Annotated in this window: 23 protein-coding genes and 2 tRNA genes; 13 read left to right on the forward strand and 12 right to left on the reverse strand. The window is 48.5% G+C overall.

The features are described from left to right. Positions 1-4: 4 nt before the first annotated feature. Both MK185_06705 and MK185_06710 read right to left on the reverse strand, forming a co-directional pair. The gene (locus tag MK185_06705; protein ID MCH2040308.1) at positions 5-172 is read right to left on the reverse strand and encodes a TraR/DksA C4-type zinc finger protein; all 168 of its coding nucleotides are present in this window, start codon (positions 170-172) and stop codon (positions 5-7) included. Positions 173-209: 37 nt separating this feature from the next. Then, a complete protein-coding gene (locus MK185_06710; GenBank protein ID MCH2040309.1) occupies positions 210-371 on the reverse strand; it encodes a hypothetical protein in 162 nt (53 codons plus the stop codon). A 343-nt stretch (positions 372-714) separates the two neighbouring features. On the opposite strand from MK185_06710, the gene MK185_06715 reads away from it, so the two are divergent. The 12 genes from MK185_06715 (at position 715) to MK185_06770 (ending at position 8,356) form a co-directional block, all read left to right on the forward strand. After that, positions 715-1,413, forward strand: coding sequence for a transcriptional regulator (locus MK185_06715; GenBank protein MCH2040310.1), 699 nt, complete (start codon positions 715-717; stop codon positions 1,411-1,413). A 25-nt stretch (positions 1,414-1,438) separates the two neighbouring features. Further along, the gene (locus MK185_06720) at positions 1,439-2,068 is read left to right on the forward strand and encodes a BRCT domain-containing protein (protein ID MCH2040311.1); all 630 of its coding nucleotides are present in this window, start codon (positions 1,439-1,441) and stop codon (positions 2,066-2,068) included. A gap of 36 nt (positions 2,069-2,104) precedes the next feature. Beyond that, positions 2,105-3,010, forward strand: coding sequence for a hypothetical protein (locus tag MK185_06725; GenBank protein ID MCH2040312.1), 906 nt, complete (start codon positions 2,105-2,107; stop codon positions 3,008-3,010). Positions 3,011-3,167: 157 nt separating this feature from the next. After that, entirely contained in the window at positions 3,168-3,755 is a 588-nt protein-coding gene (locus MK185_06730; GenBank protein ID MCH2040313.1) for a hypothetical protein, read from the forward strand. A gap of 116 nt (positions 3,756-3,871) precedes the next feature. Beyond that, positions 3,872-4,552 (forward strand): hypothetical protein, encoded by a 681-nt coding sequence (locus MK185_06735; protein ID MCH2040314.1) that lies wholly within the window; start codon positions 3,872-3,874, stop codon positions 4,550-4,552. A 31-nt stretch (positions 4,553-4,583) separates the two neighbouring features. Continuing rightward, positions 4,584-5,216: a hypothetical protein gene (locus MK185_06740; protein MCH2040315.1), complete on the forward strand. Its 633-nt coding sequence runs from the start codon at positions 4,584-4,586 to the stop codon at positions 5,214-5,216. Then, on the forward strand, positions 5,213-5,692 hold the full coding sequence (locus tag MK185_06745; GenBank protein MCH2040316.1) for a hypothetical protein: 480 nt from the start codon (positions 5,213-5,215) through the stop codon (positions 5,690-5,692). Before MK185_06740 ends, MK185_06745 begins: the two co-directional genes overlap by 4 nt. Then, on the forward strand, positions 5,689-6,444 hold the full coding sequence (locus MK185_06750; GenBank protein MCH2040317.1) for a hypothetical protein: 756 nt from the start codon (positions 5,689-5,691) through the stop codon (positions 6,442-6,444). Before MK185_06745 ends, MK185_06750 begins: the two co-directional genes overlap by 4 nt. 112 nt (positions 6,445-6,556) lie before the next feature. Next, on the forward strand, positions 6,557-6,736 hold the full coding sequence (locus MK185_06755) for a hypothetical protein (protein ID MCH2040318.1): 180 nt from the start codon (positions 6,557-6,559) through the stop codon (positions 6,734-6,736). After that, on the forward strand, positions 6,733-6,948 hold the full coding sequence (locus MK185_06760) for a hypothetical protein (protein ID MCH2040319.1): 216 nt from the start codon (positions 6,733-6,735) through the stop codon (positions 6,946-6,948). Before MK185_06755 ends, MK185_06760 begins: the two co-directional genes overlap by 4 nt. 65 nt (positions 6,949-7,013) lie before the next feature. Then, positions 7,014-7,271, forward strand: a complete 258-nt coding sequence (locus MK185_06765) for a DUF4224 domain-containing protein (GenBank protein ID MCH2040320.1) — start codon at positions 7,014-7,016, stop codon at positions 7,269-7,271. Continuing rightward, the gene (locus tag MK185_06770) at positions 7,271-8,356 is read left to right on the forward strand and encodes a hypothetical protein (protein ID MCH2040321.1); all 1,086 of its coding nucleotides are present in this window, start codon (positions 7,271-7,273) and stop codon (positions 8,354-8,356) included. Before MK185_06765 ends, MK185_06770 begins: the two co-directional genes overlap by 1 nt. A 250-nt stretch (positions 8,357-8,606) precedes the next feature. Here MK185_06770 and MK185_06775 read toward each other — a convergent pair. The 10 genes from MK185_06775 to thrS all read right to left on the reverse strand — a co-directional run bounded on the left by MK185_06775 (position 8,607) and on the right by thrS (position 16,344). Next, positions 8,607-8,683 (reverse strand) — tRNA-Arg (locus MK185_06775). Between the two features lie 4 nt (positions 8,684-8,687). Further along, positions 8,688-8,764: transfer RNA gene (locus MK185_06780), tRNA-Pro, on the reverse strand. Positions 8,765-8,853: 89 nt separating this feature from the next. Beyond that, positions 8,854-9,213 (reverse strand): MerR family transcriptional regulator, encoded by a 360-nt coding sequence (locus MK185_06785; GenBank protein MCH2040322.1) that lies wholly within the window; start codon positions 9,211-9,213, stop codon positions 8,854-8,856. Continuing rightward, positions 9,191-9,496 (reverse strand): integration host factor subunit alpha, encoded by a 306-nt coding sequence (gene ihfA / locus MK185_06790; GenBank protein MCH2040323.1) that lies wholly within the window; start codon positions 9,494-9,496, stop codon positions 9,191-9,193. Before ihfA ends, MK185_06785 begins: the two co-directional genes overlap by 23 nt. Position 9,497: 1 nt before the next feature. After that, positions 9,498-11,912 carry a phenylalanine--tRNA ligase subunit beta gene (gene pheT, locus MK185_06795; GenBank protein MCH2040324.1) on the reverse strand — a complete coding sequence of 805 codons (2,415 nt, stop codon included), beginning with the start codon at positions 11,910-11,912 and terminating at the stop codon, positions 9,498-9,500. An 11-nt stretch (positions 11,913-11,923) separates the two neighbouring features. Continuing rightward, positions 11,924-12,928, reverse strand: a complete 1,005-nt coding sequence (pheS, locus tag MK185_06800; protein ID MCH2040325.1) for a phenylalanine--tRNA ligase subunit alpha — start codon at positions 12,926-12,928, stop codon at positions 11,924-11,926. 202 nt (positions 12,929-13,130) lie between these two features. Beyond that, positions 13,131-13,484: a 50S ribosomal protein L20 gene (rplT, locus tag MK185_06805; GenBank protein MCH2040326.1), complete on the reverse strand. Its 354-nt coding sequence runs from the start codon at positions 13,482-13,484 to the stop codon at positions 13,131-13,133. A gap of 24 nt (positions 13,485-13,508) precedes the next feature. Beyond that, positions 13,509-13,703 carry a 50S ribosomal protein L35 gene (gene rpmI / locus MK185_06810; protein MCH2040327.1) on the reverse strand — a complete coding sequence of 65 codons (195 nt, stop codon included), beginning with the start codon at positions 13,701-13,703 and terminating at the stop codon, positions 13,509-13,511. A gap of 166 nt (positions 13,704-13,869) precedes the next feature. Then, complete coding sequence (gene infC, locus MK185_06815) at positions 13,870-14,409, reverse strand: translation initiation factor IF-3 (GenBank protein MCH2040328.1); 540 nt, start codon at positions 14,407-14,409, stop codon at positions 13,870-13,872. 3 nt (positions 14,410-14,412) lie between these two features. Beyond that, entirely contained in the window at positions 14,413-16,344 is a 1,932-nt protein-coding gene (thrS, locus tag MK185_06820; protein ID MCH2040329.1) for a threonine--tRNA ligase, read from the reverse strand. A 636-nt stretch (positions 16,345-16,980) separates the two neighbouring features. On the opposite strand from thrS, the gene MK185_06825 reads away from it, so the two are divergent. Further along, positions 16,981-18,168 (forward strand): porin, encoded by a 1,188-nt coding sequence (locus tag MK185_06825; GenBank protein MCH2040330.1) that lies wholly within the window; start codon positions 16,981-16,983, stop codon positions 18,166-18,168. The last annotated feature ends 1 nt before the right edge of the window (position 18,169 follow it).

The raw sequence follows: 18,169 nt of genomic DNA on the forward strand, positions 1-18,169 counted from the left end.
TGTCCTACCGGTAATGCCGGCTGCGGTTTTCTTCCAAGGTCTGGCAGCTCACGCAGAGCTGCACACCCGGAACCTTTTCACGGCGAGCCGCTGGAATGTCTGCGCCACACTCTTCACAGAATTCAGCACTGACGCCCTGGTACTGAGTGCGATTAGCCACCAGCTGCTCCATTTCCATTTGTTGGCGCTCCTGTGCGCGATCAATATCATCAGCCATAAATTCCCCTAGCCGCGCCTAAACAGCGCAATATAAAGTCATCAGCCAGCGACAGTGCCGCCAGCATCATCAAGACTGAGCCAACCGGTACGAATACTTCGACCAATCCGCCTACCCAATCTTTACCTGTATATTTATTCAGGTGTTTTTTCATCGTTAATCCCAATTAAAGGCCGCGCATAATTCAAATCACTGCGCGGCCTTAGCCTCCTGTCCTGTCCCTGTCCGGGTTAAGGTCGTGCGGTTTGATAAAGCTCAGGGTCATACTTGAGCTTTCCCTGAGTAAGGCGTTCGATTTTTAAAGCCTGCTTCTCGGGAATAAGTTCAGGCCACTGGCTAACAGTGCCAGTGGACCTCAGACCGAGTGCTCGCTTAACCTCTACGCCGGTTCCAAAGAACGCGATAACGTCATGCTTAAGCATTTTTGATCCTAAATCTCAGTTTTTTGAGATGTTACACTCAAGATTCTGAGATCGTCAACTCTTAGAATATTGAGAATGGGTATATCAGAGCGCATCAAAGCCCGAATGACCGAACTCGGCATTAAGGGCGTAGACATTACAAAGCACACCGGCGCTTCCAGCGGCGGGGTTAGTCAGTGGGTCAATGGTGTGAATGCGCCTGGCGAAAAATACATTGCAGCTCTGGCAGAGGTACTACAGTGCTCAACCCAATGGCTGCTAACTGGCGAAGAGTCTCAGTCTCCACCGCCAAGCAACGGCCAGATCGAAGGGACTTTGTCAGCCTGGGATAGCAAAACCCCCATTGAAAGCGACGAAGTAGCAGTTCCCTTCTATAACGATGTTGAACTGGCCGCAGGTGCTGGCAGCCTTCAGGTAAATGAAATAACCGGTCCGGTTATTCGCTTCTCCAAATCCACCCTGAGAAAATCCGGCGTATCGCCTTATAGCGCAGTATGCGTAAAGGTAACCGGCACCAGTATGGAGCCAGTATTGCCAGACGGTTCAACGGTTGGAATTAACACCGAAGCAACCAGCATTGTTGATGGCAAGATGTACGCCCTAGACCATGAGGGAATGCTACGCATCAAGCGGCTTTACAACCTGCCAGGCGGTGGCCTCCGGATTGTGAGTTACAACCGCGACGAATACCCAGACGAAATACTTCAAAGCTACGACACCAAAAAGATCAGGATAATCGGCAGAGTATTCTGGCACTCGGTGTTGTGGGACTAACACCACCCAATAGGACAGGACTGGTATGGACACTACACGATTTAATGAACCACGAATGCGGAAGGCCAATGTTGACGAACTGTATGGTCTCTGCCTTGGAATTCTTGCAGACGGCATAGTAACTGCCGATGAAGTTCAGTTTTTAGTCAGCTGGCTTAATGCCAGAGAGCACTTACTTGATGATCCCATCGTATCGAAAGTCTATGAAAAGCTCATTGATATTACGACTGGCGATAACTCTAAAGAATCACAAAATGACCTCCTAAAACTGCTGTTAGAATTCACTGGCGCACCCTCTCCAAGCATCGACAATAGCCAGCAGCCATCAATGCTACCGTTATGCGAACCTTTGCCACCGCTGACAATGACCGGCAAGGTCTTCTGCTTTACCGGGACTTTTGACTACGGAACCCGAGCTGAATGCCAGCAGGCAATTGAAGCGCTGGGAGGCGTAAGCTCCAAAGGCGTTACAAAAAAGATTGATTACCTGGTTATTGGCAACCAAGTAACTCCAGACTGGAAGCAGCAAACATACGGAGCCAAAATCATAAAAGCCATGGATTACCGCGACAGCAAAGGTGCCCCAATCAGCATCATTTCAGAATCTTACTGGATTCAACACCTCAAAGAGGTGTCGGAAAGTGAGATGGTTTAATACTTCGATATTATGAAAATCAACAGGGAAGCCAACATGAAAAAACTTCTACTCATCTCTTCGATAGCCGTCGCACTGAGCGGCTGCATCGAGCCTCCAGCATATGATGCCACTAGCGATATCACAAAAATCGAATCGCTAAGCAAACTAAAAGAAGGCCTCTCTCCCGCAGATGCAGATCGTATCGACAAAGCAATAAAGTATTACAAGGCAGGTGGTCTGATAGGACACCAAATTAAGCTCGCAGATATGCTCGAATCACTAGGAGTTGAGAAACCAGAGGGCGAGCCACTCTCGCTACTTAACCTCCACGGAAAAACAGCTGAACAAATTCTTGCCGATTTTGCTAATGAAGAAGCCAAAACAGAGGCATTCCAAAAAGAGTTTGAAGACAGACAGAAAAAAAGAGACGAATTCATGAAGCTTGCCAATGAGGCAAGAAAGCTCGAACGCGAAGAGAAATACGCAGAAGCAATAACAACCTACGAATCTCTTGCCAAGCAAACTGAAGGTACGGAGGGCGTGGACTACGCAACTGACCGAATAAACAAGCTGAAGTCGAAGATTCGCGAGGCCACAGAAAGAAAGAGCTATCGTCAAAAAGTTAAAATTGTGGAGTTTACAGCCAAACGCATTGATACCTACTCCAAAAAAGATCTACCGGCTGTAAGGTTCTCCATTAAAAATGAAGGCGATAAAACGCTCGATAAAGTCGAGGTTACCGTTAAATATAACGACAAAGACGGCAAGCCTATTCATGAAGAGACCTACCTCCCCGTATTGGTAAATGACTACACAATCGGAGCCGCGCCTCTAAAGCCCGGCTATATCGAAGAAATGGAAGATGGCAAATACTATACACTGAAAAGCAAGTTGAAGGCATGGGACGAAGGCAACGCGGACATAGCTGTGACAGATATCCGATTCTCTCAAGTCAATTAACTCACACCCATAACTCTAAAGACCCGCTTCAGCGGGTTTTTTTGTGCCCAAATAAACATTCTCTATCACCATAAAACTCTCAATAGAAAATTTTTTCTTATAATCTCAATTATCTGAGATTAAGATAATCTCAGTTTATTGAGATATGGACAGGGCAATGCAGAACACATGGCAGGCAACACGACTACCTTACCGCCAGGCACAAGTCATTGAAGACATGGCCAACGGTATGACCTACGACGAATGCGCAGAACATCGCGGCATAAGCCGATCAGTCGTAAATGGCACCATTCAAACTCTGTTCTATAAATTTGGCCTAAGCCGTGGCAACAAAGCCAAGCTGGTGGCGGAAGCAATCCGCCAAGGCGTACTGACCAGCACGGCCGCCATGCTCGTTATCTGCGTGTTGGTAAATATGATGGCCGGTATCGACGGTTGGCAGGCACGCAGGAACAGCAGCCGCCTTAATACACGCATTACACGCACCGTTCGATTGCGGGGCCGTGACCAGCTGATTGAAGACGACCTGCAGGACATAACCCTTCCGCCGGCAGATGACGAATCTTTTGATGATGCTGGTGGACTGATCACCGCAGAACACCACCAGCAACACCCAACCACCTACAGCGCCGAATGTAGAACGATCAGCGGCAAGTTAATCCTGGTGGAAGGCAGAACACCGGCTGAATGCAAAGCCGCCCTACTCAAAGCGCTAACCAATCACGCGACGGCACTCGTCGCTTAACCACCAGCGCATTACCAAAAAAACGAATTATGCACCAACCCGGTTCCGGCACCGGGATGGCGGCAGGATGCTGCAAAACGCCGGACAAATTTAGGACATAGGACAGGAAGAAAACAATGAAAGAACTAAACGATTTGATCGTAAGCCGCATGACCGAGATGACCGAATCAGGAAAAATTCAGGAACTGATCGATAACCAACTAGAGAGTTCCATTGAAGAAATTCTTAAATCCACCCTACGCTCGCACAGCGACTTCGGACGGGCCGTAGAGGAAAAACTTAATGCGTCACTCTGTAATGCAATCGAGCGAGTTTCTTTCCCTGAATATTCGAACTTCGTCAACAATCAGGTGCTGGCACTTGTGGAGCAGAAGCTAAACGAATCTGCCGTCGCAGGAATCAAAGCCAACCTGGATAAAATACTCCAGCCAGTGCCGAAAGAGATTAAGCCACGTGAATTCCTTGATGAAGTCGGACGCTATTTTAACCACGAAAGTGAGGGGGTTGAATTTGAAGACGGCCCTTACCTTCCTATTGAATGGAACGGGCGTGACGACACAGTCATTGAGTTGATAGTTGAAGATCACTTCAAGGTCACCTTTTACGATCACTTAAATAAAAACGAGTGGTACATCGGATACATCGAAGATGCCAGCGAGCGTCACATCACTGCTGATCTTGGCGGCGCTACGCGCACATACGGCGTTATTGGCTACCTGTACAAACTCTACTGCACCGGAACCAGATTCCCGGACCTGCACAAAATCACACACGAAGACTACATCTCAGTGGATTAATTAAACCGGAATTTAGGACAGGACAAAGACCATGCAATTAAACAAAACCATGAAACAGAAAATCATCATCGGCTTGGCCTCAAAGGCACTCAAAGAAGAAGGTGAAAAGCTGTGCGCAGAGATCGACGCCTTCATCACTGAAGCGTTTGATCTTGAGCATAAAGCGCTGAATGACTCTCTGAAAAAAAAGCTCACCAAAGAAGAAATTGAACAGAGCTTTAGCTATGGCGTTACCCCATCAGCTCACTTCAGAACTGGCAAGAATCGCTACTCTGACTACCTCCGCTATCCAGTTGTTAAAGCAGATCACGGGCGTAATGAGGTATGGATTGTTGCTGGCAAAAGCAACCGGGCAAGTGTTCGGCTGACCCATTACCTGCAGACTTCTAAGCTTCGTTACGATGATGATGTCACTATTCACGAAGAGCACCCCTTACTGCCTGAGTATCGCGACATTGAGAAAAAGATCTCTGAATTCAATAAGCGCGGTGCGAAGTTAGTTACCGATCTGGAAGCCGTTATTCTTCCTCAAAAAACAGACACCCGCCTACTGGAGTTACTGCCAGAAGCTGGCGAGTTCATCAAAGCTCCAGTTAAAACCACTGACATTGTGCCAATCGATACCGTTGAGGATATCCGCAAGGCACTGGGGGCTGCGGCATGAAAAACAACACTCCGATACGTCCGTTGATCTCTGAAGAAGGCAAAGCAAAGGCGGCGCAATGCGTTGCAGCTGAGGTCTGCAAATGGGGCAATAATACGCATCTCAACCAGAGCGAATTAGCTGAACATATCTCCGTTGTTTTTCGCCGTCATATGGATGGATATGAGATTGCCAAAAAATTAGACAATCGTTTCTGCTACGACCCAAATCCAGAAATGGTTGAGTCTCTCGACCTAATGCAACATGAAGTTGACAAGGTGCATCAAGAAGAGCTTAAAAAGTGGGTTGATAAAAACAACATCAAGCCGCCATTCGAAGTTGGCACAGAAATCACCGAAGGATTTATCACCGGCATCTGTACTCATTCCGTGGCCTGTTATCTGGTTCGTAAGCATGACGTACCAGAGGATCACCCGAACAACCCGCGCCTTGTCGTGAAGTTTGAAGATGCTGCATTTAAGGAGGTGGCAGCGTGAAAGCACACCCAATGCTATTCAACACAGAAATGGTCAAAGCCTTATTGACTGGAAACAAGATCCAGACACGGCGGCCAATGAAGCAGCAACCAGAAGAAACACCCAAATCAGAAGGCGACTACTGGTTTCCATCTCACAAATGCCAGCAGATGGTTCGCATCAGTCATTTAAAAGAGGTGACCAGTAACGATCCCAGTTTTATAAACTGCGTTTCTCCATGGGAAATCGGCGACCTTATCTACGTTCGCGAATCATTTCAGCCGATTTTTGCTGACGGATTTAGTCACGAATATGGCGAACAACCCGATTACAAAACCGGGCATGGATACGAACCGATCTACCCAGCAACCGATGGTATTACGGAATATTGCGATGCAGACATGGGAGTTACCAGCAAAATCACACCCTCAATCCACATGCCGCGCTGGGCCAGCCGACTGACCCTGAAAGTTACCGGTGTTCGTATTGAGCGCATTCAGGATATTTCCGAACAAGATGCAATCGCAGAGGGAATTAAATGCTACTCATTTACTCCCGATGACGGCTGGCCACCCTGCAACGGATATACACACCTACAGGAGGATGACGGCGCCGGACAACTACATAGCAAAGCCTCGGGTGCATTCGGCTCCCTATGGAAATCAGCCTACGGCGACAGCTGGGAAAAAAACGAATGGGTCTGGGTAATTGATTTTGAAGTCATTCACCAGAATGTTGATCACTATTTGGCAGCGCAGGAGAACGCGGCATGATCACCATGGATTTCGCCAAAAGCCATATCAAAGAGCAGGTAATCTTGGAACTTCGCGAAATGGCCTGCAGCGCCTTTGTTGAGCTATCGGTAACACCAAAGGAGCGTGCAGCATGACTGATACTTTCTTTGAATTTGCGCTCGTTTTGATCGTTTGCTTTCTCGCCGGTTACGGGCTGATCGATCTTATTTTTAGTCAGCTATTCGGGATCAAGCTGGTAATCAATGATCCGCAAGGAAATCCGGTTAAGTACCGGCTTAAAAACGGGAAGCTGAGGAGAATTGGTTCATGAAGCGACTAACAACAGCCGGGCAAATCAAGTGCGGTGACGAAATCCATTGTGAATACAAAGGCAAACTCAAAAAGTACACCGCTAAGGAAGTGCTAAATCCCGGCTCGGATCGTGAAGAAATTATTGTGAACAAGAAAGCAAACATCTACTTCATTACGAGCATGGCGATAGACGGCACCTCGTGGGCAAAGAACGTAAAGTTTCACCGGTGAAACCACCCTAACCTTTTGAATTTAAAGCGGTTATGACAGGGCCGCTCAGAGTAACGGACAGGAAAATGACAGAGACTCAACTGGATACGCAAAGGAACGCAGCGCAAACGCTGAATGAAGCACTCAGCCAAAGTGATCTTCAAAAGGTCACCGGCTATAAGCTTGCGAAAAAGCAGCGAGAGGCGCTGACCTCGATGAAGATTCCGTATGGAGTTGATCGTAATGGCAGGCCAGTTCTAACCTGGACTGTATTTAACAACTCTCTGCTCGCTGGCAGCAAGCAGAGTAATGAGACCAATGGGTTTAATCTGGAAGCTATTTAATGGCACCGAGAAATCGAAAAATTAAAGATGACTGGCTAAATAAGATTGGCCCAAGGATATCGCGTGGAAAGTCTGCATATGAGTGGCGACCTCGCAACCCTGACGGCTCTACTGGCTACATGAAGCTAATGAGCTTCAAGCGAGGCAATGATGGCGTATTAATTGAAGACATACACGTTAGGACAGCGTTAGAAGAAGCCTATAACAAAGCACTGCATGGTGACCTGATCAAGCAGAACATATCGTGGCTGCTGAGTCAGTATACTGACAGCGCACAATTTGCGGCTAAAGCCCCCAAAACACGCCTGGAAGATGAGTACAGAATTAACAAAAGAATTCTTCCGGTGTTTGGCAAGATGATGCCGAAGGATATTAAAAAGGCTCACATACGCCAGTTTATGGACAAAGTGGGTATTAACTCACCGGTGACAGCAAACCGTGACCTCGGCTTTCTTTCCCGCCTATTTAATTGGGCGGAAGAACGTGGCCATATGGACCGCAACCCAGCTCAAGGGGTTACGAAGTTTCCGGAAAAACCACGGGATAGATACCCAGAGGACTGGGAGTACGATCTGGTTGCCGAAGTAGCTATGACAACTGCGTATAAATATATGTCTTATGCAATGGAGTTCGCGTACCTCTGCAGAATGCGCAAATCAGAAGTTCTTGCACTCGACGAAGAGAAACACATTTTAGAAGAAGGTATCTTCGTGGTACGTGGCAAGGGTTCATCAAATGAAATCACCAAGTGGTCACCGCGACTCATAGCAGCTTATGAAGGCATCAAAGAACTTAACAAAGACCTCCCCACTGTCATAGGGAGCCGGTTGTTATTTAAAGACAAAAAGGGACTGGCCATATCCGAAACAGCATTCAACAGTGCTTGGCGGCGGATACGAGGCAAGGCAATGACCGAAGGGTTAGAGATAAACGGCGTTACAGTAAAATTGAAGGAAGCATTTAACTTTCATGACTTGAAAGCCAAAGGTGTGACAGATCACAAAGACAAGGCCAGTGGCCACAAATCGAAAAAAATGCAGGCGGTATACGACAGAAAACCGAGCATCATCGACTCGACAAGATAGTCGTCATGTTCATCACGTTCTGTATGAATTTACATGCTGGATATTCGGAAGTGCCCTAAAACGAATTCGGAAATCATTCGGAAACCAATTTGAGCCTTCGAAATTTCACAGTCGAAAACCGAGATTTTCTGTACAGAATTGGCGTTTTATTGCGAAGACGATACGGCTATACGAAGCAAGATAAAACCGACGCAGCGAATGACATACGTTGATAATTTGCTTATATAACAACGGGTTATGATGTTCGGAATGGCCCGCCCGAGAGGATTCGAACCTCTGACCTTCGCCTCCGGAGGGCGACGCTCTATCCAGCTGAGCTACGGGCGGGGAATGGTCGGGATGAGAGGATTTGAACCTCCGACCACCTGCACCCCATACAGGTGCGCTACCAGGCTGCGCTACATCCCGATATACCACTGAGAGCAAGTCTCAGATGCGAAGCAGTATAACTTAAGTGTCTGAAATGTGAAGGATTTTATAACCACGGTTAAGACTGGTTATTCAGGTCTCAGTAACTCTTCGAGTTCTTTGAGCTCCGAGATCATATTTTTGATTAGCGCTTTATCCATCGCCACGGCACCCGAATCACCTTCTTCAGAAAGACGCTGGCGAGCACCGCCAATGGTGTAGCCATTTTCGTACAATAATGCTCGGATTTCGCGGACAAGAATAACGTCCTGGCGTTGATAATAACGACGATTACCACGGCGTTTGACGGGACTGAGCTGGGGAAACTCCTGCTCCCAATAGCGCAACACGTGCGGCTTCACATCGCACAGGTCACTGACCTCGCCAATTGTGAAGTAACGCTTGGCCGGAATAGGCGGCAGTTCGTTATTGTGGCTCGCTTCCAGCATAGGCTTCTACCCGAATTTTGAGTTTTTGCCCTGGCTTAAACGTCACAACACGACGCGCAGAGATCGGAATCTCTTCACCGGTTTTTGGATTACGGCCTGGTCGTTGGCTTTTGTCACGCAAGTCGAAGTTGCCAAATCCTGACAACTTCACTTGTTCGTTTCGGCTCAGGCTACCGCGGATCTCATCAAAGAAGAGATCCACCATATCCTTCGCTTCACGCTTATTCAGACCAAGATCGTCAAACAGCTTTTCTGCTAATTCTGCTTTGGTCAGAGCGGTCATGCTAACCCCTTAGCGTTGCTCCCAAACTTTGTTCAAGGTGAGCGAGCACGGCATTCACCGAATCGTTCACTTCTTCATCAGTTAGAGTGCGCGAAGGATGCTGCCAGGTCAAGCCTAAAGCCAGACTTTTTCTATCAGGATCAATACCTTTGCCAACATATACGTCAAACAGGTTGAGGTTTGTCAGGTATTCACCGGCTTTGGCGCGAATCGCCGCAAACACGTCTTCAACTTGTTGCTCCTGGTTAACAACCAGAGCCAAATCACGGCGCATTTCAGGGAATTTCGATAACTCACCAAAGGCTGGAACCGCCATTTGCTGAATCGCATCCTGATCCAGCTCAACCAGATATACGGTTTGTTTTACACCCACCTGCTTCTGCAGACTTGGGTGAATGGCACCGATCCAGCCAACAGCCTTACCGTTTTTCTCGATTCGAGCAGTTTGACCCGGATGTAACGCAGGATGTTGAGCAACAATAAATTTGTAAGCGTCCGCTTCACCGGTACGTGCCAGCAGAGTTTCAACGTCGCCTTTTACATCGAAGAAATCAACCGCCTCGTCCTCAGTACTCCAGGACTGCGGCATACGGGTACCACAAACCGCCATAGCCAGCGTTGGTGTCTGAATTAACTCATTGCCTTCTGGTACAAAACGCAGACCGGTTTCGAATAAACGAACACGTGGCTGCTGGCGCTTCAGGTTATGGGAAACCGCACCTACCAGTCCCGCCCATAAGTTAGTACGCATCACCGACATTTCGATTGAAATCGGATTCAGTAGCGCAAGACCTTCAACTTCCGGGTCCATGGCTTTCTGCATCTTAGGCTCAACAAAGCTGTATGTAATCGCCTCCTGATAGCCACGCGCAACCAGTTGGCGACGCAGGTCTTTAATGCCCATTTTTGCTTCTGGCGCAGTTGCCAGCGGCGTATGCGCTTTCGGTGTACGAACCGGCAGACGGTTATAGCCGTATATTCGGGCTAACTCCTCAATCAGGTCAGCTTCAATCGCCATATCGAAACGATAGCTTGGTGCTTTCGCGGTCCAGCTTACATCGTCGCCAGAACCGTTAACAGTGACATCCATACCTAAGCGCGTCAGGATTTCAGTCACTTCGTCCTGTGCCATTTCCAGTCCCAAAACCTGCTTCACACGACGATTACGCAGGGTGATATCCGCGGCAACCGGCAGATCTTTTTCACTTAGCGCCTCCACGACCGGACCAGGCTGACCACCACAGACTTCGATAACCAGAGCGGTTGCACGCTCCATCGCGTTACGCGCCAGCTCATAATCAACACCCCGTTCGAAACGGTGGGAAGAATCCGTGTGCAAACCGTAAGAACGGGCACGGCCAGCAATGGTAATCGGGTTAAAGAACGCCGCCTCTAACAACAGATCCTGGGTTTCGCTATTTACACCAGAGTGTTCGCCGCCCATGATTCCGGCAATCGCTAACGCCTGGTTATGGTCAGCAATCACCAGAGTATTGTCCTTCAACTCAACTTCCTGACCGTCTAACAGAGTCAGTTTTTCACCCTGTTCTGCCATACGTACACGAATTCCACCATCGATCTGAGCCAGATCAAACGCATGCATCGGCTGACCTTGTTCCAGCAGGATGTAGTTGGTGATGTCAACCACAGGGTCGATAGAGCGAATGCCACTACGACGCAGCTTTTCCATCATCCACAGTGGTGTTTCCGCTTTCACGTTCACGCCTTTAACGATACGACCTAAATACCGTGGGCACCCCTCAGTAGCAGACACTTCAATAGCGGCCTTATCGTCAATCGTCGGAGCAACCGCTTCAATTGCAGGGCCCTGAACGTCAGACTTACTTAAAACGCCTACTTCACGCGCTAACCCGGCAATGCTCAGACAGTCGGCACGGTTAGGTGTCAGATCAACTTCGATGATCTTGTCATCCAACCCCAGATATTCTCGGAAGTCGTCACCCACAGGGGCCGATTCCGGCAATTCCATCAGGCCATCAGAGGCTTCTGATAAACCCAGCTCCTGCTCGGCACACAACATCCCAAAAGACTCGACGCCACGCAGCTTGGCTTTTTTGATTTTAAAACCTTTGCCGTCTTCTGTTGGCAACACCGCACCAATTTTGGCGAAAGGAATTTTCAAACCTTCACGTACATTCGGTGCACCACATACGATCTGGAAAGTTTCGTTGCCGTCACTCACCTGACACAGGCTTAACTTGTCGGCATCCGGATGTTGTTCACGCTGAACCACCTGGCCAACCACAACACCGGAAAACTCACCGGCAACGTCTTCAACACCGTCCACTTCCAGGCCAGCCAACGTGACCTGATCACATAATTGTTGAGTGCCCCAGGCGCCTTCTGAATCGGCAGGTTGCACCCATTCGCGTAACCACTGTTCGCTAAATTTCATACAGGTGCTCCTTAGTTGAATTGCTGCAGGAAGCGCAGATCATTTTCGAAGAATAAACGCAGATCGTTCACGCCGTAACGCAACATCGCCATACGCTCCACACCCATACCGAAAGCAAAACCACTGTATTGTTCAGGGTCAATGCCAACGGCTTCAAATACTTTCGGGTGCACCATGCCGCAGCCGCCGATTTCCAACCAGCCGTGTTTGGTGCCTTCCGGTGTTTCCACAACCCACTCGATGTCGATTTCAGCCGATGGCTCAGTGAACGGGAAATAAGACGGACGCAGACGCACTTTTACGTCACGCTCGAAGAAGGCCGCCGTAAATTGCTCCAGCGTGCCTTTTAAATCAGCAAAGCTGATGTCTTTATCAACCAGCAGCCCCTCTACCTGATGGAACATAGGCGAGTGCGTTTGGTCGTAATCGCAACGGTAAACGCGACCCGGGCAGATAATTCGGATCGGTGGTTGCTGAGCTTCCATCGTACGCACCTGTACCGGCGAAGTGTGCGTACGCAGCAGCGTGTGTGCATCAAAGTAGAAGGTGTCATGCATAGCGCGAGCTGGATGATGCGACGGAATATTTAATGCCTCGAAGTTGTGAAAGTCATCTTCCACTTCCGGCCCCTCTGCAACCTGATAACCAGCGCCAGCAAAAAAGCTTTCAATTCGCTCCAGAGTGCGGGTGACAGGGTGTAAACCACCTGTCTGTGCTGCACGGCCAGGCAGAGTAATATCAATGGTCTCACTCGCCAGCTTTGCATTCAGCGCTTCTGCTTCCAGCGCCTCTTTGCGTGCGTTAATCGCATTCTGTACCTGAGTTTTGGCTTCGTTAATCACCGCACCGATTTTCGGACGATCTTCTGGTGCGACATTACCCAGGTTCTTCATCAGGGAGGTAATTTCCCCTTTTTTACCCAGAAACTGAACCCGGACCTGATCCAGCGCAGCTACATCATGCGCTTGTTCGACGGCGCCCAGGGCTTGTTTTGTCAGGGCTTCGAGGTTTTCCATGTTGGTTTCCACGTTGCTTGGTTTTAACAATGGTTTAGGGTCAACAAAGACTAAGATGTCGTTATCTCGATGACACGGATAAAACGACAAAAAAATAGGGGAATGAAAGACTCCACTCCCCTATTTCGTACTTCGCTTCAACTCAGATTTATAAATCTTCATCAATCGAAGTGATGTTCCGACTTGTATTAAGTCGGCGAAATCACAGGCTGGACTTGGCTTTTTCTACCAGAGCCGCAAACGCTGCTTTTTCGTTAACTGCTAAATCAGCCAGTACCTTACGGTCAATTTCAACAGTCGCCTTTTTCAGGCCATTGATGAACTTGCTGTAAGACAGACCGTTCTGACGTGCACCGGCGTTAATACGCGCAATCCACAGCTGACGGAACTGACGCTTGCGCTGACGACGGTCACGGTAAGCGTATTGACCAGCTTTGATAACCGCTTGCTTAGCTACACGGAATACACGGCTACGAGCACCGTAATAACCTTTAGCCTGCTTCAGAATTTTCTTGTGACGACGACGAGCGACAACACCACGTTTTACACGAGCCATAATTTATCTCCTGAACAGTACCGATTAAAGGTTAGGTAACATACGCACAACCAACTTTTTGTCGGCAGCGTGTAATTGCAGCATTGGACGTAAGTGACGCTTACGCTTAGTGCTCTTCTTGGTCAGGATGTGGCTACGGTGAGCCTGACGGTGCTTGAAACCGTTCGCAGTCTTTTTGAAGCGCTTCGCAGCGCCGCTCTTAGTTTTGATCTTAGGCATTTTTGAACTCCAAAGTTATGGTGCGCACAGAAACTAAGACCCTGTGTCGACACCTGCCGTAGTAACAGCAAACTCAAAAATGAGCTTACTGCAGCGCCTGGCAGAACGCATAACACCCGGTCGAACGTTACATCAGACCGGGGCATGTCATTCTTTGAAAACCAGACTACTTCTTTTTAACGGGAGCGATAACCATAACCATCTGGCGACCTTCCATTTTAGGGTGCTGCTCAACAGTACCCAGTTCGGCCAGATCCGCTTCCACACGCTTCATCAGTTCCATACCAATGTTTTGGTGTGCCATCTCACGGCCGCGGAAACGTAATGATACCTTGGCTTTATTACCGCTCTCCAGAAAGCGCGTTAAATTACGCAACTTAATCTGATAATCGCCTTCTTCAGTGCCAGGACGGAATTTAATTTCCTTAATCTGCACCTGATGCTGGCGTTTTTTCGCTTCAGCTTTCTGTTTCTTTTCTTCGTACAGCTTTTTACCGAAATCCATAATCTTACAGACAATCGGGTCGCCATCGGAAATCTGAACCAGATCCAGCTCTGCTTCCGCCGCAGCTGCTAAAGCTTCTTTAATATTTACAACGCCGACCTGATCGCCGTCAGCACCGATTAAACGTACTTCGGTCGCACGGATATTGTCATTAATAGCCGCGCGTGGTTCTTGACGGCCTCTTCTATTATCGCGTCTGATAACTCAGCTCTCCATTCCAAACCGACCGCGCTGTGCAATAGCGCCTTCCAACAGTTCGATAAAGGCATCGATACTCATCACGCCCAGGTCTTCACCTTTACGTGTACGGACAGCTACGGTGTTTGCTTCAACTTCTTTATCCCCTACCACTAACAGGTAAGGTACCTTGTGCAAAGTGTGCTCGCGGATTTTAAAGCCGATCTTCTCGTTTCTCAAGTCCGCTTGCGCACGGAATCCGCGTGATTTCAGGCTTTCTGCCAGTTTTTCGCAATATTCGCTCTGATTATCAGTGATATTCAGAACTGAAACCTGCTGCGGAGACAACCAAGGCGGCATCGCACCAGCATAATGTTCAATCAAAATACCGACAAATCGCTCGAAAGAACCCAGGATAGCACGGTGCAGCATCACCGGCGTTTTACGCTCCCCGTCTTCATCGACAAATTGCGCCCCGAGACGACCCGGCAACATAAAGTCGAGCTGCAACGTACCGCACTGCCAAACCCGATTGAGACAGTCACGCAGAGAGAACTCAATTTTAGGACCGTAAAACGCACCTTCGCCCGGCTGCAGATCCCAGTCCAGACCGGCATCATTCAGTGCATCCTCAAGCGCAGCTTCTGCCAGATCCCATTGCTCGTCGTTTCCGATGCGGCCTTCCGGGCGCGTCGATAGCTTCATCTCAACGGCGTCGAAGCCGAAATCCTTATAAACATCCAGGGTCAGCTTAATAAAATCTGAAGCTTCCTGACGAATCTGGTTTTCAGCGGCGAAGATATGAGCATCATCCTGAGTAAAACCACGCACACGCATAATACCGTGAAGCGCACCCGATGGCTCGTTACGGTGACAGCAACCAAACTCCGCCAAACGTAATGGCAGGTCGCGGTAACTTTTCAAGCCTTGATTAAATACCTGGATATGGCCCGGGCAGTTCATCGGCTTTACTGCGTATGTACGCTTCTCGGACTCAGTGGTGAACATCGCATCTGAGTAATGCTCCCAGTGACCGGATTTTTCCCACAATACACGGTCAACAACCTGCGGGGTCCTGATTTCTTGGTAACCCGCATCGTTTTGAACCTTGCGCATGTATTGTTCAAGAACCTGATACATGGTCCAGCCATTCGGATGCCAGAACACCATACCCGGCGCTTCTTCCTGAAGATGAAACAGATCTAACTGTTTCGCCAACTTACGATGATCGCGCTTCTCTGCTTCTTCGAGGCGCGTCAGATAAGCTTTTTGCTCTTTTTTATCGTTCCAGGCCGTGCCATAGATACGCTGCAATTGTTGGTTATTGGCATCACCACGCCAGTATGCACCAGACACACGCATCAGCTTAAACACACGCAATGCTCGGGTGTTCGGAACGTGTGGGCCGCGGCACATATCTACATATTCTTCGTGATGATACAAACCAACTTCAGTTTCACCACTCTCAATCAGGTTATCGATCAGCTCGACCTTGTAATCTTCCTGACGGTCAACAAAAATTCGACGAGCCTCTTTAATCGGCGTCATTTTCTTAACAACGTCGTAATCTTTCTTGATCAGCTGCTTAATGCGCTTTTCGATGTCAGCAACGTCTTCCGGTGTGAACGGGCGCTCAAAATCGACATCATAATAGAAGCCGTTATCAATCACTGGGCCGATCGCCATTTTGGCGTGTGGGTGCAATTGTTTTACCGCGTGGCCAACCAGGTGAGCAAAGGAGTGACGAATCACTTCGAGGCCTTCCTCATCACGTCCGGTAATCAGGGTGACATCAGAATCTTCAGAGATCAGTTCGCAAGCATCAACCAGCTTGCCATGGATACGACCGCAAACAGTTGCTTTCGCCAGGCCAGGACCGATGTCTTCGGCAACTTGCATGAGCGTAACGGGTTGGTCGAACTCACGTTTCGAACCATCAGGGAGAGTAATTACAGGCATGAACCTTTCCTTTCGCAGTGGTGGCCCCTACCAAAGGCCACATGTGAAACACAAAATTTAGATCCCAAATTCCTGCTTCCGCATACGTGGCGGTAAACATGGCGAATTCGGGCTAAGACAAAGAGCGCAACAGGGTATCTGGAAGCTGGAACTCTGTCTACTGGTTACAGCATGAAAGCTCGCTACATCGGCTTCCGAACAAGAGCCACGGGCACCCCGCACTCAAAGCGTAAAATTTCAGACAAAAAACACCTCCCGGTTTCCTGACCAAAAAAGACAACCTACATTTTTTTACACTTCTTCTATTGGCCCTTTGACTTCTGCCATCTGTTCCAGATCAAACAATAATGATATTGAATATCCATTCAATATAGAAAATAGAGAAACAATAATGATGATTATTTCCCTTTATATTCATTAACTTATCAAATAATCGTAGAAACACGCGATCAAAATAAGTAGTTATACTTATAAATTAACAAGTGTTTATTTTTAACAGACTGGCAGAAAATACCAATAGTAAACACGACCTCGAAAACAGACTGGCCATTTAGTCAAAAAACTGTAATGTAACGTCGGATTTCGTAGGGATAACAGCTTATTCCTGCGACAAGAATTACAACAAGGTATGAACATATGTCTTATAAAACTCCACTGGCCATTGCCGTGGCAACTGCTGCCCTATCCTCACAAGCGGTTGCAACCCCAAGCGTTAACTTCTATGGATTTGTCGATATCGGTCTGGAGTCATACTCCAGCAGTGCGAAAAATGGTACTGACGTATTCGCAAACGGTGGTTCAGATGATCCAAACAACCAAGCTAACCGCAACACAGACGATCGCGAATTTGCATTGGCAAACGGCGTTCAATCACGCCTGGGCGTAAAAGGCGAAGAAGAGCTGGATGATGGCTGGGTAGCTAAATACCGCGTTGAAGCTCGTATTAACGTACTGGACGATGGCGGCAGCTTTGCACGTACTCGCCTGGGTTGGTTCGGCATGTCTAAGGGCGATCACCACGTTAAAGTTGGCGCTCAATGGTCTCCATTCTTTGAATACAGCGCATGGAACACTCACCGCAGTGAAGTTCAGGGTGTTGGCTCTTACTTTTATATCACTTCCCTGATGCCAGGATCTGTTGGCTACGGATACCGTAACGACAGCACTGTTAACTACACCTTTGGTGGTGGCGGTTTCTCTACCAGCCCATTCACAGCAACCGTTGCACTACACATTGCAGAAGATGGCCGTGAAACCACAGTAGGCGCTAAACCAGTAACAGCTGGCGGCAACCCGGTTCTTGTTGATGGCGAGCCATTAACTCAGGGCGGCAGCAAGAAATTACTGAACGACAGCGGCGTTACAGCTGTGACCGTAGGTGGTGCAGCGACCTTCGGCGGCCTGACCCTGAACGCAGTTGGTATTAAGTCTATCGTTAAAGAAAGCCGTGCAGCTAAAGATGCAAACATCGATGTTGCAGCACCAATGATCTACAGCCTAGGTGCTAAATACGTCGTTAACGATGCACTGGACTTTGGCTTTGCGCACCGTGTTGCCGATCGCGATACAGGTAAAGATGACGGCCGTACTTCGACCACTCTGGCAGCAACCTTCAAAACCAGCGAAAAGCTGACTCTGAATCTGGGCTATGCAGTGGGTGAAGATGACGATAAAACTCAGCGTCAGCTGGATGGCAACGTTTTCGGCAGCGCATACTACAAGCTGAGTGGCAATCGCCTGGCAGGCTTTGAGTTTGAAGAAGCCGATTACGGTAAAGACGGTAAAACACAGGCTTTCCTTGTTAGCCTGCGTCAAAGCTTCTGAT

Source organism: Saccharospirillaceae bacterium, assembly GCA_022448365.1.
Classification (GTDB): domain Bacteria; phylum Pseudomonadota; class Gammaproteobacteria; order Pseudomonadales; family Oceanobacteraceae; genus Bacterioplanoides.

Coding starts and splice junctions, on each gene's coding strand:
- MK185_06705 (MCH2040308.1), bottom strand. CDS start 172: ATGGAGCAGCTGGTGGCTAATCGCACTCAGTACCAGGGCGTCAGTGCT.
- MK185_06710 (MCH2040309.1), bottom strand. CDS start 371: ATGAAAAAACACCTGAATAAATATACAGGTAAAGATTGGGTAGGCGGA.
- MK185_06715 (MCH2040310.1), top strand. CDS start 715: ATGGGTATATCAGAGCGCATCAAAGCCCGAATGACCGAACTCGGCATT.
- MK185_06720 (MCH2040311.1), top strand. CDS start 1,439: ATGGACACTACACGATTTAATGAACCACGAATGCGGAAGGCCAATGTT.
- MK185_06725 (MCH2040312.1), top strand. CDS start 2,105: ATGAAAAAACTTCTACTCATCTCTTCGATAGCCGTCGCACTGAGCGGC.
- MK185_06730 (MCH2040313.1), top strand. CDS start 3,168: ATGCAGAACACATGGCAGGCAACACGACTACCTTACCGCCAGGCACAA.
- MK185_06735 (MCH2040314.1), top strand. CDS start 3,872: ATGAAAGAACTAAACGATTTGATCGTAAGCCGCATGACCGAGATGACC.
- MK185_06740 (MCH2040315.1), top strand. CDS start 4,584: ATGCAATTAAACAAAACCATGAAACAGAAAATCATCATCGGCTTGGCC.
- MK185_06745 (MCH2040316.1), top strand. CDS start 5,213: ATGAAAAACAACACTCCGATACGTCCGTTGATCTCTGAAGAAGGCAAA.
- MK185_06755 (MCH2040318.1), top strand. CDS start 6,557: ATGACTGATACTTTCTTTGAATTTGCGCTCGTTTTGATCGTTTGCTTT.
- MK185_06760 (MCH2040319.1), top strand. CDS start 6,733: ATGAAGCGACTAACAACAGCCGGGCAAATCAAGTGCGGTGACGAAATC.
- MK185_06765 (MCH2040320.1), top strand. CDS start 7,014: ATGACAGAGACTCAACTGGATACGCAAAGGAACGCAGCGCAAACGCTG.
- MK185_06770 (MCH2040321.1), top strand. CDS start 7,271: ATGGCACCGAGAAATCGAAAAATTAAAGATGACTGGCTAAATAAGATT.
- MK185_06785 (MCH2040322.1), bottom strand. CDS start 9,213: ATGCTGGAAGCGAGCCACAATAACGAACTGCCGCCTATTCCGGCCAAG.
- ihfA (MCH2040323.1), bottom strand. CDS start 9,496: ATGACCGCTCTGACCAAAGCAGAATTAGCAGAAAAGCTGTTTGACGAT.
- pheT (MCH2040324.1), bottom strand. CDS start 11,912: ATGAAATTTAGCGAACAGTGGTTACGCGAATGGGTGCAACCTGCCGAT.
- pheS (MCH2040325.1), bottom strand. CDS start 12,928: ATGGAAAACCTCGAAGCCCTGACAAAACAAGCCCTGGGCGCCGTCGAA.
- rplT (MCH2040326.1), bottom strand. CDS start 13,484: ATGGCTCGTGTAAAACGTGGTGTTGTCGCTCGTCGTCGTCACAAGAAA.
- rpmI (MCH2040327.1), bottom strand. CDS start 13,703: ATGCCTAAGATCAAAACTAAGAGCGGCGCTGCGAAGCGCTTCAAAAAG.
- thrS (MCH2040329.1), bottom strand. CDS start 16,344: ATGCCTGTAATTACTCTCCCTGATGGTTCGAAACGTGAGTTCGACCAA.
- MK185_06825 (MCH2040330.1), top strand. CDS start 16,981: ATGTCTTATAAAACTCCACTGGCCATTGCCGTGGCAACTGCTGCCCTA.